Source organism: Bremerella sp. TYQ1 (assembly GCF_020150455.1).
GTDB lineage: Bacteria > Planctomycetota > Planctomycetia > Pirellulales > Pirellulaceae > Bremerella > Bremerella volcania_A.
On the sequence record NZ_CP083740.1, the window covers coordinates 455,788 to 470,104 of the forward strand.

Consider the following 14,317-nt stretch of genomic DNA (forward strand, 5'->3'; position numbering starts at 1 on the left):
ACTAGCTGTAAACGAACATCACAATGCAAGAAAAAGTATTCGAAGATGACAAGGGATTGGCATGTTTTTGTGAAGAGTGGGTTTCTGGAAAAAAGGTCGCGGTTGTTGCTGGCCATTTTTTACTTATGTATCACCCGCCGGATAACGGTGAAGGTCATAAGTTGATTCCAGCAATTTGGCAGGACATCCCACAGGATTCGGAAGCCTCGTCTGCGTCTCGCAACTTCGCAAAGAAGATGTTTGGAGACTTTAGCGTCGCTTCGTTTCGATTTGGACTAAAGCTGCGATGCCTCCTGCAGCGCCGCCGTCCTCCGATCGATTGTCGCATAGCGCTTTTAGTCAACGACCATAAGTTCAGCGAGCCAACGTTCCAGCCAGAACGTCAGAAAAGCATTCAAGCACGAACATATAATCTTCGACAAGCATTCTTTCATCTGACGTTACAGATTCCTGATTCATACCGAAAAGAATTGGAAAAAGCTGAAATGGATGCCTCCGATGCAATACTACAGAATGTCCCGATCAAGCGACGTCAGTCAGGTATATTGCCGGAGTCATGCCCATTTTTCTCGGAGACACAGCTTCGAAATAGGTTCAAGCGAAATACATTAAGGATGATCCGCAATAGTGATCGTCTTGAGTACAGTCGATCCGATTCCGATGATGACTCTGTGTTGAATGTGCATTACCGCCGCCAAAATGGCAGTAGATGTGCCTTGACGGAATCTGGTGCGTGTGGATGCTCAGGTGAAATGGTGGAATTCATAATGAACCTGTTGGACTCTGACTTTTCAGAGATCATTGCCATAATTCCAGCGGAGTGCATTGATGCCGTTAAGGATGCCGCTGCGGTGGCCGTTGAAATTGCATCCGAGATAAAGGGACATGCCTTGAGAGTGTGTATTGTGGCTGGCTTTGGCGGGATTGGATATCATCCAGAAGATGTTGAAAAGGAAGGGTTCGTAGCCTATGAGTTTGGATCTCGGCCTTCGGAGATGTCATATCACACGTGATTAAGTAGTACATGCCATAACAGGCCTCCACGGCCGTATAGAAGACGCAACTTGACGTGACGCACTTTGGGGTGTCGTCACGTGTCAAAGGTTTCAAGCGAGATGGACCTACCCACCTATCCATAGCAACTTATCCCAGTCGGGCCGTCCCTTTCATGGCGAGCCAATTACTTGCTCATCAGGCTGTTCAAGACCCGTGGTGAGTCGAGGGGCAATCAAAACGATCTGGGACCGGGTGCTCCAACCAATGCTGAGTTCGAAATGCCGTCCTTATTTCCTCGAAAAGTATGTTGCACACAGGGATAGTACTGCCGGCAACCTACAAATAGACAAGTTGGCACATGGTATAAATATTGTTTTGGGTGTCGTATACTCAGGTATGTGACCCATTCAGAATGCAGTGTTCTTAAGTCTACTTCCACGGAACTGATGGATGTTGGAGCCAATCCGTCCGGACGAATATAAAGAGTACCTGACAAGGGTCTTGAAAAAACATGCGCCGCCTCCTGATGGCGGTTGCGCCCTCTTCTTGAGGCACTGGGAAGACGACGTTTACTTTCCCATTATGTGGACTTCGGCCTCCGGATATGGGGGCGATATGGCCTATTACCACATGCCAATGATCTTTCGAAGAGATCAATTTACGAGCGAGAATAGCAAGAACGACGTCTTTATACGTCGCAACCCCAGCACGATGATCGAGTTGCTAACATATTGGCGAATCGATCGGTTGATCCTGTATCCCCAGGATGAAACCGATATCGAAAGTCGAGTGCAGGTAATCATTCCGATTAGCCCGAACATCTTGCTGGTAAAGTTTGGCAAGGAGGAGGATTGCACGATTTCGGACAGTGCCGAGATTGACCAGTTGAAAATGGAAATACAGTTCGTCTCCCGCAGTTGGTATAACTCTGCGGAGCCGTTTTCAGGAGGTGCCGACAAGTGTGACACTCCCGATAAGGTCCTTAAGCAACTGACGGACACCTTTTCAGATTTGGAACAAGATGCCCCGTTTTGGCCATTTCTAGCATTCCGATATTCTGTGAGTACGGATGCGAATCGCTCCAAGGTCGAAGCGCTCAATTTGCTGGGATGGCATTGCTCGTTTTCGCGTCGCATAAGGGACCTTGCACAGCAGTATCCTTGGGTACCGGAAATGCCTGGGAAGCGAAAAGAGGAAATCAGCCAAGGCACACCCGGTAGCGGAAGGTTTTGGCGTGAGGACCTCCGCGAGCATCCAAGTCATGGCCACTTCTCTCCGCTTGTCAAAGCAACTAGCGAGAGGACGATCGATTACTGTTATTACAGTGGGAAGTTTGAGTGGAATAATACGTCCTGGCATCTCTACTGGCGAATCAATTGCGAACGCTCCCTTTACGCTTCAGAATTCCAGCGATCGTTTGATCCTGAGTCGCTTGACTTGGAAGTCGCAGACGGAGACGTGCCTGCCCTTTTTTGTCACTGGCGAAATTGCGTCGACGCTCTCAAGAGGGATACGGACAACTTCGTGGTGGCGATGGGGTGGCTGGTGCAGGTGGATGCGGGGGATGATTTTGTTCCCCTGGAAGAGGGAAACTCTGGTCCGGACGAGTCCTCCCAGGTAGTGTTTCTCGGCGCAGTCCCGGGAGCGAAGGTCCATCTTCTTGCGAAAGGAATCCTGGATAACTCGGAGGGCAAAGAGTTAGCGGTGTTTGATGAATTGGTTTATCCGTTCACAGCCATATGCCTGGATCGTCTGGATCACTCTCCGATGAAGGATCAGATCCAGTCGCTTCTGCGACGTTATCTTGTTTCGTTTGAGGAAGCTTTAAAGCGGGTCTCAACTGAATTTAAGCTTCACCTTCAATCGTACTTAACGTTCAACGCCAAGCGAACCGAACAGGACAATCACGATTGGGATGGACAAGCCAAGGAATCGCCACCGTCGTCGGTGATTGGGCTTTGCGAGTTCCTGAATCTGAAACCATCGGATTTTGCCGACGAGTTGGGATTTGACAAATGGCCTGAAAGTCATTTTGTCAACGAAGCAATCAAGGGTGGACTGAATTGTGATCGAAAAAATGTAAGTATCGGAAATCTCTTCTTTTTATTATGGGGAGCCTATCGTCTGAGGTTATCGGATTATGTCCCAAGGGAATGCCCTTTTTTTGAGGGGCTTAAGGAAGCGATTCCACGATACGATAGCGAATCAAGCAAGCCTGGTGGCTATTGGAGACATGTCGTCCGAAACTCCCATCTGCTTCCCGGCGACAGCAGAAACTCAATTCCTGATTGGGAGATCAACGCACATACTGAATTGATGACCAGACTTACCCTGCCGAGGTACGATTCGGGGGAACCGCAAAAACGGCAGCTGCGGAAAATTCACCTTTGCCAGAGTATGGGCCTGACTGCAATTTTTGAGTTGCCGGTGGAGCATTGTCGGAATTTAAATGAGAGGGTCATTAAGAAACATGAGGATGTGTATCGCTGGTACGCGGAGCACAAGACAACGAAAGGTAAGAAAGGACGGAAATCTGTCCAAGAAAAACCTCCTCGCGACGGAACGACCAGCTGCTTAATCGTCGCAGCACTGAACGCCACGGCAGCTACGAAGTTTAGGGGTGAGGAGTCAGGCAATGGTTATATCAACCCGGTGGGGTTTGATTGTAATTTTATATTTCCGGGTGAAAAAGTCGGCATTGGTGAAGTTCACCTAAACTGGAACCTAACTCGAAAGTGATGGAGTGCAGTTTCTGCCATGATCGACGTGCTAGTCATCGACTCCACTCCCGGTCGCCGCGAGGCGATCATGAATATCTTCTTCATCAAATGCGGAGTTGCTTGTCGCGGATTCGACGGAATCCATTTTTTTGTCAAAACTGAAGATGATGGGCGAGGTTGGCGTAGTCGAAAACCACTTCCCGACGACATGTCGTGTGACCTGTTGTTGCTACATGGCGGAGACTATGGCTTTCAAGAGCACATCCAATGTAAGACTTTGGTGTGTTATTCTGGTAAAGGAGAGCGTGGCGATTCTCGAGTGCCCGCAAGTGAACTTTATCTGTACCGCGACTTGGGAGCCAATGGTAACCGTTTTGCCGTGCAATGGCGCGACGCACTTCTGGAGTATCATGAGCAAAAAGCCGCCGGCAATTCCTCGACATTGCCTTCAATTCTGTCCCCTCCAGCGTTGCCGTTGCAGTACCTGTGCATTCTGAGCTACTTATGCCAGGGCTATCTCGCTTCGGCCGCGAAGACGTTGGAGACACCGTTCGCTTGGTACGAAGCTGGTATTTCAGAGGTGCTTCTAAAGATGCAATGGGTGGAGGAGCATGTCAGTACCACTGGCCAAAATACGTTGGCGTTAAGACCTGAAGCAGAGGATGCAATGCTTCCCTCGCTCGATGAAATTCCTCATCCCGACTACTGGCTGGGCTTCTTCGAGATTCCCGCCAATCCTTCCCCGGAAGTGCGCATGACATTACTGAAACAGCGGCTATCTGCAGAATGGGGTGATGTCGAGCCGGATGCTTGGGCGAAGGTGGAGCAACTGTTAGACAAAGTGATCGACGGTCCTCCTTTGGTCTCGCAAGTGGTCGATGCCTATGACGCAATCGGTCTTCGACTGGAGAGTGACGAATGATAGAGGACTCTGGCGTCACCTGGATGGTTAATCGCGATCAGCTCAATCACGACTGGCTTAAGAATCAGTATATAGTTGCGTTAGGTCGATTTCTAAATGTGGTCGATGGAAATGAGAGCAGCCAGAAGTATTTGGATTATTTTTTGAATGCAATTCTCGGACAATGGGAAATACAGGGCCCCCAGTTTCAAAAGCTGATCAATTCGTTTGAGCAGAGCCTGACGCCGTGCAGGTACTTCCCCTGTTCCGGATCTTCGATCGAGAGCCAGGCAGGAATTTGGCTGACGGAATTTGCGCATCAAATGTGGAAAATCCGCTGGAATGTTTCCAGCCTGGTTAGCCAGGCACTAGCAGCCTGGACAGCCGTTAACGTTGCTTACCAACAAGTGATAGATGCGCGGGCCGCAGGATGTACATTTGCAAGATCAGCGATATTGCGGCGTGAAGAGTTTCAAAACCTTTCCGACCGATGCATCGCCCTGTCGGACGCTTTAGGACTCTTTCCTCATAGCCAATTGTCAGTATGAAAATGAATCGAACATTGCCACGTATTCTCGTTATCGATGACCAGTTTGGACGCATTCTGGCTGGTCGTTCCAACCAAGACCGCGCGGACTTGTGTGGTAAGCTATTGCTTCGCGACGTATCTGAACCTAGTGCTATTCAGCCTCCTCTAAAAATTCGCGAACCGATCGCCGAAGCCGTCTTTCTGCGCGGGCAAAAGCCTGCTTGTGCATCCGTCAACGATGTCGTGGAGAACGACCTGAAAGGAACTTTGGAGCATATCCGACACAATTGCCACTCCGAAGGAAAGTCTCCACGTTATGGGATGGTTTTACTTGATCTCTGTTTTTATCAAGGAGTCGTAACGGACTCTGATGGAAGTGGTGGAAGGACTCCCTCGGGGATGCCCGAGCCTTCGGCTGAGGATAACAAGGTCTCGGAATTGTTTGGCCTGAAACTGCTCACGGCCATCAGCAAGGAATTTCCAGACCTACCGGTGGTAATTCTGTCGAGTCAGGATCGAGAGCGGGTCAAGCATCAATTCTCGAAACGAGCGGCGGCCTTTATCTCGCGTGCTAACGGGACGCCTGAGGAGTTGTCTCGGTATTTGAAAAAATACGCTCTTATGGAGGATCCCAGCGGATTGATATTAGGCCGAAGTCTTCCCTTGCTGAAGGCATTGAAGGCAGCCCGAAATTCAGTCGATGGGGATCACAAGTGTCATGTATTGCTTCGCGGAGAAAGAGGCGTCGGAAAGGAATTGTTTGCTAAATACATTCATGAACAGCATCCTACTCGGAGCAAGTATGAATTCATTCCCGTTAATGCGGCAAAATACGACGACAACACTTTCGATAGTGAAATCTTTGGTGTGAAAAAGGGCGCATTTACTGAAGTTGGCGCCAGTGCCGGTGCCGTTTCTAAGGCAGATCTAGGAGATCTGTTTTTAGACGAGGTGTACGCTTTAAAGCCTTCGGTACATCCGAAGCTCATGCGATTTTTGGCCGAAGGTACCTACTTTCGCCATGGTGATTCAGAAGAACAATTGAAGGCCAATGTTCGCGTAATATCGGCAACCAATGCTAACATTGAAGAGAAGGCCGAGGCTGGGGAGTTCCCCGCTGACTTGCTCGACCGGTTGCGGTTCGGCGGTACGATCAAGCTGCCACCGTTGAGAGAGCGTAGGGAGGATATCCCACTGCTGGCTCGCCGATTCGTTCAAAGAGCTGAGCGGGGAGGAGATCTCCAACGAGAGTTTTCGAAAGAGGCCATGGAGTACCTGCAAGATCAGGCCTGGAATGGGAACGTTCGCGACTTGGAACAGGTGCTGAGTAAGGTAGTGAATTTGAGCGACGTTGAAGTCATTCATCCCCTGCACATCGAAAAAGCCCAGCAGGAAATTGGTCTTTCCAATCACGAGCGGACATCTATCGCCGTCGGTGAAATGCCGTATGAAAAGGGCGAACTTGTTAACGAGGATGAGTCCGATCCGTCGCCCAGAACGCTTTCTCTTAAGCCGGCAAGCCAAATGCCATTTGACGAACTCCTTACCACGATGCGCGACTATCGCTTCGATAAACTTGATATTGATAGCCTGATGAACCGCTTGGATGCGCTGGAAGAAGCGGCCGGCCGATTAATCGCCAATTATGCTCAAGTGGCCCTTAAAATTAGTAAGGGTCACGAGAGGCAGAAAGTCAGCCTCACGAGAGGGGTCAAATTCATGCAAGGTAAGGAAAAGCTTACGACAAACGAAGCGGCTCGCGTAATTCGGAAGCTGCTCGAATCAAACGACAATCTCTTAGAATGGACTCTTTCGCAGCCAATTCTCTCCGAAGCCCATGAAATCGCCTTAGGCGGCAGTCGCGAAGCCCGCAAAGTTGTGGAAAAGCGCAAAGCAATGAAAGAAAAGCTGGGGTTAACTTAGCGGTGTCAGTTGCCACTCGAATCTCACGCTGTGGACGGAAATTTAGTCGATGGTATGCCCTTCAGTACGTTCGTAGTATGACTCCTGTTGGCTGCCAGTTCCTTGATCCATTTACTTACGTCTTCCAGCTGTTTCATACTGTGTACCTTGGCAACACCAAGAACAGTGAGATTATTCTTTCAGCACTATGATTCCTGGCCATCGAGATACGATTTCGGCATCTAGAGTTACGGACTTTTGCTACCGCAGGGCAAAGTCCGCCTGCAACTCTCAATACCGCTCTCCCCTTTCAGGGGCTTTGATCCACTCAGCAAGAATGTGAGCAGCCAGAAAGTTCATCTTCTACACGAGTCAGGGAACGAGCGACGGTCAGAAGTTCACAGGACGCAATCGCCAGTTACCTATCTGGAACTGCGAGATACGTATTAACGCGTCACTCACAGCGAGTCAGGTTGGAATGATATGGATCTATCCAATTAATCTGAATTGGCACACCGCCTGCATAATGAGAGTTGCCTGGGAAGAACATCTCTCCGGCACGTACGCAAGCTTTTCTTACAACCCTAGGTCGCATCCAGGCTTGATTAGAAAGCTGTCGGTCCGTCTTTAGTCCGTTTCTTCTTTTATCTCTCGTTCAGGAGTATTGAACATGAGCAGCGATTCCAATCGTCCTCACAAACCAACATTCGAGGAAAAGTTTGAAACCGGGGTGGCGTTTGCCCTGGGGGCGGCTGTGGTGACTGGCGCCTTGACGCTCATCGCGACCGGAGGCAACGTCCCAGTTGCTATCGCCGTGGCGACCAAAACGGGCGCCGCAGCTGGCCTCGGTGGTGGCGCTGGTTCCTAAACCTGGAACACAGGTTTCCGCGCAATCGGGCGTGTGAAATGTTCAAATCAGTCCGCTTCCAGAGGAAGTCTGCGAGCGGCCAGGTTTCGAGAGTTCATGCCGATATCTTCAATCGAATTGTTGTTCGAGAAGATCTGAATAGAACGCGATACTTAATCAGCTTAATCCCCGCAAATTTCAGGACCAGCCATGACTTTGTCACAGAGAGTTAAGGATCTAAACCTTGAGTGTATTGCATTCAAGGTTGCCTACGACGAGGGGTGGTCGCTCGACAAGGTTGATCGGGCTGAGTTTTATTATCGCTGCTTTTTGCAGGCGATCCTTGACCATCCTGACAATCGCCTTGCACCGACAATGGAGATCGATCACTTTTGGCATCACCATATTCTTGATACGCAAAAATACATGGAGGACTGCGACCATGTTTTGGGTTACTACCTTCATCACTTTCCATATTCAGGGATACGGAGTGACCAGGATGATCATGAGCAAAAACGTAGATCGGAAATTTCATTGACACTTATCGAATCAATCGCAAAACGCGAAAGGAATGAAAATGCAGAAAATTACCAGCAAATCGACTTCAGCACCGAGTGACAAACAAATCATGGCACGTCGCATGCTCAGCCAAGAGTCGCGACCGTCACGAATGGATATGCTCCGCCTCTACCAGGGCGACATTCGAAAGCTAAACGCTGATACGGTTTGCACCGGCAATTGTGTCTACTGCGATGCCAATAGCGAACGCAGTTAACCGACGCGACATCAGTGAGCAGCGCCAACTTGAAGGTATCAACTTCGTTGGCGCTGTCCTGTTGTGGCGTTTCAAGCTCGAATGAAAGAATGGATGGAGTTGGCGACGAAAGTTAAAGGTTCAGTCACCATCTGCATCAAAATCCATTGCTTGCCCGGCGAGAATTCTTTATCAATATTGCGTGGCAAACGCCGTTCGAATGTTTAAGGGACGGTGCCGACACGGTGGGTAACGCCCCGTTCTATTTCGATAGGAAACGCCGCGTATGTTTGGCTGGTTCAAAAAGAAGACGCGACCGACCAGTGGGCCGGACTTTACCGATATCGACTCGCTGGCCAAGGCCGAGGAGTTATATCGGGAGGGGAAGCTTGAGAAGCTCTTTCTGATGCCGCTTGAATTTGGTGGCGAAGATAACCCGCTCAATACGCTGTACGTGCCCGTTGGCGTAGCAGGCATTAAAAATCAGATCGATGTTGACACGATCGGTGCGCTGATCGAATCAGGCACCGTTACCCAGTACCAACCCTCGCCACAGTACCAAGGCAAGAGTTTCATCCCAATTGCCATCGAAATCGTCGCATCCGCCCCCGGTAGCTTCTCCACCACGATCAACATTTGGGGAGACGCATTGTCCCGAGATTGATTGCGTGAGTCTGACGCGACCAGGTTCTTTTGGGGGCCACCTCTTTTCATGCGGCGCTCATTCATGACAATCGTGAGATACTCTCAATTCATCCGGGAAACAACCCATGAGCCAGTTCCCCAACTGCCCCCAGTGCCAAGGCGAACTCACCTACGAAGACGGCCCCCTGCTTGTCTGCCCAACATGCGGTCACGAATGGTCCCCCACCGACCAGGCCGCGGCCGCTGATGACGACGTCACTCGCGATGCCAACGGCAACGTGCTGGAAGACGGCGACACGGTCGTGGTCATCAAAGACCTGAAGTTCAAAGGGGGCACCAAGGTGAAGAACATCCGCATCGTCGGCGGAGACCACGACATCGACGGCATCGGCGCGATGGCGCTAAAGCCTGAATTCGTCAAGAAGGCGTAGCTTAAGCAACCCGTTAAAAAGAACCCCGGGTGCCTCGCACAAGTTTGCTTGGGCGTGAAATCAGGCAATCATCACCAGTGCCACTTAGCCGCTTGATACACTCACCTAGCTTCTGGGCTTCAGGTCGTTCTCATCGGCATACCTGCACAAAGCATCCCAGATGCTTCCATCCTGGGCATAGAATTCCTGAGTGACAGGCCCCAATGCTTCGTCCAGTCGGTCCATCTCCTGCTCGTACTCATCCTCACTCAGTGAACTGGGAATGAGCTCCATGGGGGACGCACTTGGCAGTAGCGGCTTGTCCCTCAGGGCTGTTGCTTCGGCTTTCTCCAGCAGGGCAAGAACCGTCTCCAGCCCAAGTGCTTTCAGGCCTGCGTGAGCGTCGAGGATTTCCTGACCAGAAAAGTTCTCGAAAAAGCCGACGAAGCCGCTTCTCGGGACCGAGCCTCTTAGCAGGTTCACCGCGTAGAAGTTCCGCTCGCACTCCGACAACGGTATTGAGTCTGGCTGGAAAGATCGCTCGACCAAATTGGCCCACAGGATGTCGAACTCTTCTTCTTGCATGTTCTCACGCTAACTTCTGTGAAGAAAAAGGGACGGGGGCAATACTGTTCGGCACAAGATTTGCGCACCATGACAAACCTGTAGTTTAACTGCCAGTTTGTCATGCGGCGAGGGTTATCGTGGCCAGGCGGAAGTCGAACGATGGTGGCTCGAAGATCAAAGCGCGGGATCTTCAGGGGATGAAGTACTTCAAGGCGATTCGTCCCCTGCTCGCTTCGCTGCATGAGATTGGCACCGATCGCGATCGGGCCGGGAATCGTGATCTACACATGGACGAGTACTGCGTGCTGGTCCTGCTGTGGATGTTCAGTCCGATCCTCACGTCGCTTCGAGGGCTGCAGCAGTCCAGTAACATTAAGCAGATTCAAAAGAAGCTCGGCGTCGGACGTGCTTCGCTTGTCTCGCTGAGCGAGTCGGTTTCCATCTTTGATCCAGAGCCGCTTAAGCAGATCGCCGACACGCTCGCAGCTCAGGTGCCGGAGGCGAGTCCTTCCCAGTTGGATGCCATCCCACACCAGCTTACCGCGGTGGACGGCAGTGTGTTTCAAACGGCCGTCCGCGTCGCCGCATTAGCCTGGCTGCCGAGGCGTATCGCTAACGCTGGGTGATCGAACTCTTCTTCCGCATGATCAAACAACTGCTGGGGTGCCGTCACCTGCTGAGCACCAAGCCGGAAGGTGTGGAAATTCAAATGTACGTGGCGATCATCGCGTGCCTGTTGATCTTGATTTACACCGGTCGTCAGCCGACTAAACGCACGTACGAAATGGTCTGCTTCTATCTCACCGGCTGGGCTAGTCTGGAAGAGCTTGAGTCGCATGTCAAAGCGCTTCCGCCCAAGCCGTAGTAGGCACCGCTGCGCCCACTGCAGGCAAAACGTGCCAACGAGGTGCGCTTCTCCCGAAAACAGACCGAAATCCGAGTACGCTAGTCCAAGCGAAGACACCCGAGACCGCATCTGGTAAAACAAATCCAACTGGTCAAATCTTGTGCCGAACAGTATTGGGACGGGGGTCATTGTTTTGTACGAGGAACTTTGAAGACGAATGAGTTAAGTCTGCCTTGGTCTTGGGGGCTGCAGTGACACCCTTGAATTCACAAAAAGACCCCCGTCCAGCTCTGTAGAAAACGACAGAAATAGTTTGATCCGCTAGCGGACTTTCTAACGTAGCAGCTCTTAATGAGTGTTACGAGTAAATCTCCGTTGGATGTTTTGGTAGTGGCTTGGGGAGTGGCCAAGCGAGCTCTGCCGCCGCATGCTCATCGGAACAGTCCGAAGAAGTTCACGCAGCATCAGCTGTTTGCTTGCCTGGTGTTGAAGAACTTTCTGCGGACGGACTATCGCGGAGTCGTCCAGCAGTTGTGGGATTGTCCGTCGTTGATGGATGCCATCGAGCTTGACCAGGTTCCTCACTACACCACGCTGCAGAAATCTGCTCGGCGGCTTTTGAATTCTGCCGAAGCGCAACGCCTTCTCGACGAGACCGTAGCCCAGCAGATGGGACGCCGGAAACGTATTGCCGATGTGGCGATCGATTCGACAGGGCTCAGTGCGACATGTGCCAGTGCGTATTTCGTGCGGCGGCGAAACACGCTTAAAAGTGCCTGGAAAACGATCGTTTATCACCGTTATCCGTTGGCTTTCCAGGCCGACTGAAGTCGAGCACGACCTGGTTCGCGTAGGCCCATTGATCCAGTGACTTCGACGTAAACTCGGTGGCGTGCTCCCCAAAAACTGGTCCATGTGTTATGAGAGTCAAAAGGCCAATTGAACCGCTCCCCTTTTCTGTACCAGCTTAAGTGAGAAAATCGAGGATCTTCATCTGGCTAGGTTGCCCAGGGCGCTATGCGGTCGATACTCGTTGTAGTCACGACGCCAGGATTCTATCTTCTCCTTGGCGTCTTCCAGTGACAAGAACCAATTTTCGTTCAGGCACTCTGCTCGCACGCTGCCGTTGAACGACTCGATGAAGGCGTTATTTGTAGGCTTTCCTGGCCGGCTGAAGTCGAGCGTCACCTTGTTGGCGTAGGCCCATTGGTCTAACGCCTTCGAGATGAACTCCGGGCCATTATCGACCTGGATCGTTTTGGGCAGTTGCCGATGCTCAGCTATTCGTTCTAAGGCCAGCACGACGTCTTGGCCGCGGAACCTGGGCTCGACCTCGATCGCCAGACTCTCACGAGTAAAGTGATCGACTATCGTTAACAGCCGAATTCGACGCCCGTCGAACAGCTCGTCGGTCATAAAATCCATCGCCCAGAAGTCGTTATTGCGAGTCGCCGAAGGACGCAAGGCACGCGTCTGGCAACTGACTCGACGCCGGGGCGTCTTTGTCCGAAGACCAAGCTGTTCTTCGCGATACAGGCGATAGACCCGCTTCGCGTTGATCGCCCAGCCTTCACGCCGAAGGAGGATATGCAATCGTCGATAGCCATAGCGCACCCGTGCGGCAGCCAACTCCTTCAGTCGCATTCTCAGGGGTGCCTGATCGTCTCTTAAGGACAGGTAGCGGCATGTCGACCGAGCCAGGCTCAACAAGCGACATGTGCGTCGTTCGCTGATGCGATACGCAGCCTGGACACGATCGGCCGTTGCCCGCAGGCGATCAGGCTTCAAAGCTCTTTTGACAGCACATCCTGTAAGATCTGCTTATCGAGGCTCAAGTCAGCCACCAGTTGCTTCAGCTTCTTATTCTCTTCTTCGAGTTGCTTTAGGCGACGTACCTCGGCGACACCAAGCCCGTCGAACTTCTTCTTCCAGCGATAGAAGGTCTGCTGACTAATCCCCAGCTTCCGACAAACCTCCTCCACCGGCACACCCGACTCGGCCTGCTTCAGGGCAAAGGCAATCTGCTCATGCGTAAATCGAGACTTCTTCATGGTCATCTTCTCCTCGAAAAGGATGGCCCGATTTTACCTCGATTTTCTCATTTTGAATGGCTCAGATTTTGGGTAGCAGGTCAGTGTAGCAAAGTGTAGTTAATCTGCACCATTCGACCTGAATTCGACGAAGTTTGCCACAGTTAGGACGTACCGCAATTTCACCAACAAACCGCCAGTTTTGTCAGGGTTTTCGGCCAATCTCATCATCAGGCTTCTACTTATCGTCGGTCAGAATCAAAACTACGTTTGGCCGGTCGGCAGCCGAGGTTATGGAAGCGATCAGCGTGACAAGTAGTAGCGAAAGAGAACACCAATGGTGATGCAGCATGATAGGAGCGACCTCGTCCAGGCAGGTGGGAAATCGAAAGGGGTAGGGCAATGATGACAGACCGGGGCATGGCCTGCAACAAAAAAGCCCCACGCAGACAATGTCTGAGCAGGGCCTTCGGATGAGGGTGAATTGATGGGTTGTTGGTGGTTGTGCTAAGTCTGCCAGTTCGATTGAACGAGTGCTTCAGCGCTGACAATTCTGGGGCACTTCCAGTTGTGTCGCTGCATCCAGTCAAAGAACTGAGACTCAACCGCGATGTGATAATTACGGATGTAATAGATCACGTCGCCGGACCAACACCATTCGCCGTCGCTGTAAACATCGGCTGGGCCAATTGGTGTTGTGCCATCCTGCAAACGGTCGAAAGCGTCGCAGTTGGCTTCGAACAGCATCGTTCCTTCGCTAAGATACTGAAGGACGAGGTCCTCTTCGTCGAGCGGCCCCATCATCTGCAGCTCCCGCAGATCTTGGAGAGCTTCGCGAGGGCTACTCTCCTCGAAAAATCCAAATCGCTTCAACATGGGTCACGTTCCTCCACACCACCCATGGCAAGCCGAGACCGCGCTTCAGCCGGGTGACGATTAGATGAGAAAAGGAAGTCACCGGAAGGCAGCCATCGTCTGAGACTGCCAACACCGTGGGAATGACGAATCCTTCCAAAAGCTGTCCCGCTTTATCTGCTGCCACTTCTTTGAAGGACGCCATCCTTGCGTCTCTTTTGGGAAGTTTAGCAAAGGCGCAAACGAAAAGGCAAAGGAATTTTTATGGGAAACCGAGGTCGTTACCGCGCTCATGATTGCTAATGAAACGAACT

17 protein-coding genes are annotated in these 14,317 nt (G+C 51.4%); 13 read left to right on the forward strand and 4 right to left on the reverse strand.

All coding sequences use genetic code 11. From position 1 onward, the window contains the following. Nucleotides 1–23 precede the first annotated feature (23 nt). From LA756_RS01710 to LA756_RS01755, 10 genes are all read left to right on the forward strand, one after another. Complete coding sequence (locus LA756_RS01710) at nucleotides 24–1,013, forward strand: hypothetical protein (RefSeq protein WP_224438160.1); 990 nt, start codon at nucleotides 24–26, stop codon at nucleotides 1,011–1,013. A 433-nt stretch (nucleotides 1,014–1,446) separates the two neighbouring features. Further along, nucleotides 1,447–3,735, forward strand: coding sequence for a hypothetical protein (locus LA756_RS01715; protein WP_224438161.1), 2,289 nt, complete (start codon nucleotides 1,447–1,449; stop codon nucleotides 3,733–3,735). A gap of 18 nt (nucleotides 3,736–3,753) precedes the next feature. Beyond that, entirely contained in the window at nucleotides 3,754–4,638 is an 885-nt protein-coding gene (locus tag LA756_RS01720; RefSeq protein ID WP_224438162.1) for a hypothetical protein, read from the forward strand. Then, entirely contained in the window at nucleotides 4,635–5,165 is a 531-nt protein-coding gene (locus LA756_RS01725) for a hypothetical protein (RefSeq protein WP_224438163.1), read from the forward strand. The genes LA756_RS01720 and LA756_RS01725 overlap by 4 nt, the downstream gene beginning before the upstream one ends. A 104-nt stretch (nucleotides 5,166–5,269) precedes the next feature. Beyond that, nucleotides 5,270–7,069, forward strand: a complete 1,800-nt coding sequence (locus tag LA756_RS01730) for a sigma-54 dependent transcriptional regulator (protein ID WP_224438164.1) — start codon at nucleotides 5,270–5,272, stop codon at nucleotides 7,067–7,069. Nucleotides 7,070–7,718: 649 nt separating this feature from the next. Then, complete coding sequence (locus tag LA756_RS01735) at nucleotides 7,719–7,916, forward strand: hypothetical protein (protein WP_224438165.1); 198 nt, start codon at nucleotides 7,719–7,721, stop codon at nucleotides 7,914–7,916. Between the two features lie 189 nt (nucleotides 7,917–8,105). Continuing rightward, nucleotides 8,106–8,513: a hypothetical protein gene (locus LA756_RS01740; protein WP_224438166.1), complete on the forward strand. Its 408-nt coding sequence runs from the start codon at nucleotides 8,106–8,108 to the stop codon at nucleotides 8,511–8,513. A 10-nt stretch (nucleotides 8,514–8,523) separates the two neighbouring features. Then, entirely contained in the window at nucleotides 8,524–8,670 is a 147-nt protein-coding gene (locus tag LA756_RS01745) for a hypothetical protein (RefSeq protein WP_224438167.1), read from the forward strand. 265 nt (nucleotides 8,671–8,935) lie between these two features. Further along, the gene (locus LA756_RS01750) at nucleotides 8,936–9,313 is read left to right on the forward strand and encodes a hypothetical protein (RefSeq protein ID WP_224438168.1); all 378 of its coding nucleotides are present in this window, start codon (nucleotides 8,936–8,938) and stop codon (nucleotides 9,311–9,313) included. 106 nt (nucleotides 9,314–9,419) lie between these two features. Then, a complete protein-coding gene (locus LA756_RS01755) occupies nucleotides 9,420–9,725 on the forward strand; it encodes a zinc ribbon domain-containing protein YjdM (protein ID WP_224438169.1) in 306 nt (101 codons plus the stop codon). A 105-nt stretch (nucleotides 9,726–9,830) separates the two neighbouring features. Here LA756_RS01755 and LA756_RS01760 read toward each other — a convergent pair whose 3' ends face one another. Then, nucleotides 9,831–10,289: a DUF4375 domain-containing protein gene (locus LA756_RS01760; RefSeq protein ID WP_224438170.1), complete on the reverse strand. Its 459-nt coding sequence runs from the start codon at nucleotides 10,287–10,289 to the stop codon at nucleotides 9,831–9,833. 119 nt (nucleotides 10,290–10,408) lie between these two features. Here LA756_RS01760 and LA756_RS01765 point away from each other — a divergent pair, with 119 nt between their 5' ends. The 3 genes from LA756_RS01765 (at nucleotide 10,409) to LA756_RS01775 (ending at nucleotide 11,946) form a co-directional block, all read left to right on the forward strand. Continuing rightward, nucleotides 10,409–10,897, forward strand: coding sequence for a hypothetical protein (locus LA756_RS01765; RefSeq protein WP_224438171.1), 489 nt, complete (start codon nucleotides 10,409–10,411; stop codon nucleotides 10,895–10,897). Nucleotides 10,898–10,914: 17 nt separating this feature from the next. Then, on the forward strand, nucleotides 10,915–11,136 hold the full coding sequence (locus LA756_RS01770; RefSeq protein ID WP_261362073.1) for a hypothetical protein: 222 nt from the start codon (nucleotides 10,915–10,917) through the stop codon (nucleotides 11,134–11,136). Nucleotides 11,137–11,469: 333 nt separating this feature from the next. After that, entirely contained in the window at nucleotides 11,470–11,946 is a 477-nt protein-coding gene (locus LA756_RS01775; protein WP_224438173.1) for a hypothetical protein, read from the forward strand. A 162-nt stretch (nucleotides 11,947–12,108) separates the two neighbouring features. On the opposite strand, the gene LA756_RS01780 is transcribed toward LA756_RS01775, so the two are convergent. The 3 genes from LA756_RS01780 to LA756_RS01790 form a co-directional block, all read right to left on the reverse strand. Continuing rightward, a protein-coding gene (locus LA756_RS01780; protein WP_224438174.1) for an IS3 family transposase occupies nucleotides 12,109–13,169 on the reverse strand; the annotation gives its coding sequence in 2 pieces (ribosomal slippage) (nucleotides 12,109–12,917 and nucleotides 12,917–13,169; 1,062 coding nt in all). Nucleotides 13,170–13,655: 486 nt separating this feature from the next. After that, nucleotides 13,656–14,024 (reverse strand): hypothetical protein, encoded by a 369-nt coding sequence (locus tag LA756_RS01785; protein ID WP_224438175.1) that lies wholly within the window; start codon nucleotides 14,022–14,024, stop codon nucleotides 13,656–13,658. Beyond that, the gene (locus LA756_RS01790) at nucleotides 13,990–14,208 is read right to left on the reverse strand and encodes a hypothetical protein (protein WP_224438176.1); all 219 of its coding nucleotides are present in this window, start codon (nucleotides 14,206–14,208) and stop codon (nucleotides 13,990–13,992) included. Before LA756_RS01790 ends, LA756_RS01785 begins: the two co-directional genes overlap by 35 nt. Between the last annotated feature and the right edge of the window lie 109 nt (nucleotides 14,209–14,317).

What these genes read in the sequence shown, in the direction of transcription:
- LA756_RS01715 (WP_224438161.1), top strand. Translation starts at nt 1,447, where the DNA reads ATGTTGGAGCCAATCCGTCCGGACGAATATAAAGAGTACCTGACAAGG.
- LA756_RS01710 (WP_224438160.1), top strand. Translation starts at nt 24, where the DNA reads ATGCAAGAAAAAGTATTCGAAGATGACAAGGGATTGGCATGTTTTTGT.
- LA756_RS01755 (WP_224438169.1), top strand. Translation starts at nt 9,420, where the DNA reads ATGAGCCAGTTCCCCAACTGCCCCCAGTGCCAAGGCGAACTCACCTAC.
- LA756_RS01770 (WP_261362073.1), top strand. Translation starts at nt 10,915, where the DNA reads ATGATCAAACAACTGCTGGGGTGCCGTCACCTGCTGAGCACCAAGCCG.
- LA756_RS01760 (WP_224438170.1), bottom strand. Translation starts at nt 10,289, where the DNA reads ATGCAAGAAGAAGAGTTCGACATCCTGTGGGCCAATTTGGTCGAGCGA.
- LA756_RS01790 (WP_224438176.1), bottom strand. Translation starts at nt 14,208, where the DNA reads ATGGCGTCCTTCAAAGAAGTGGCAGCAGATAAAGCGGGACAGCTTTTG.
- LA756_RS01785 (WP_224438175.1), bottom strand. Translation starts at nt 14,024, where the DNA reads ATGTTGAAGCGATTTGGATTTTTCGAGGAGAGTAGCCCTCGCGAAGCT.
- LA756_RS01745 (WP_224438167.1), top strand. Translation starts at nt 8,524, where the DNA reads ATGGCACGTCGCATGCTCAGCCAAGAGTCGCGACCGTCACGAATGGAT.
- LA756_RS01775 (WP_224438173.1), top strand. Translation starts at nt 11,470, where the DNA reads ATGAGTGTTACGAGTAAATCTCCGTTGGATGTTTTGGTAGTGGCTTGG.
- LA756_RS01750 (WP_224438168.1), top strand. Translation starts at nt 8,936, where the DNA reads ATGTTTGGCTGGTTCAAAAAGAAGACGCGACCGACCAGTGGGCCGGAC.
- LA756_RS01740 (WP_224438166.1), top strand. Translation starts at nt 8,106, where the DNA reads ATGACTTTGTCACAGAGAGTTAAGGATCTAAACCTTGAGTGTATTGCA.
- LA756_RS01720 (WP_224438162.1), top strand. Translation starts at nt 3,754, where the DNA reads ATGATCGACGTGCTAGTCATCGACTCCACTCCCGGTCGCCGCGAGGCG.
- LA756_RS01735 (WP_224438165.1), top strand. Translation starts at nt 7,719, where the DNA reads ATGAGCAGCGATTCCAATCGTCCTCACAAACCAACATTCGAGGAAAAG.
- LA756_RS01725 (WP_224438163.1), top strand. Translation starts at nt 4,635, where the DNA reads ATGATAGAGGACTCTGGCGTCACCTGGATGGTTAATCGCGATCAGCTC.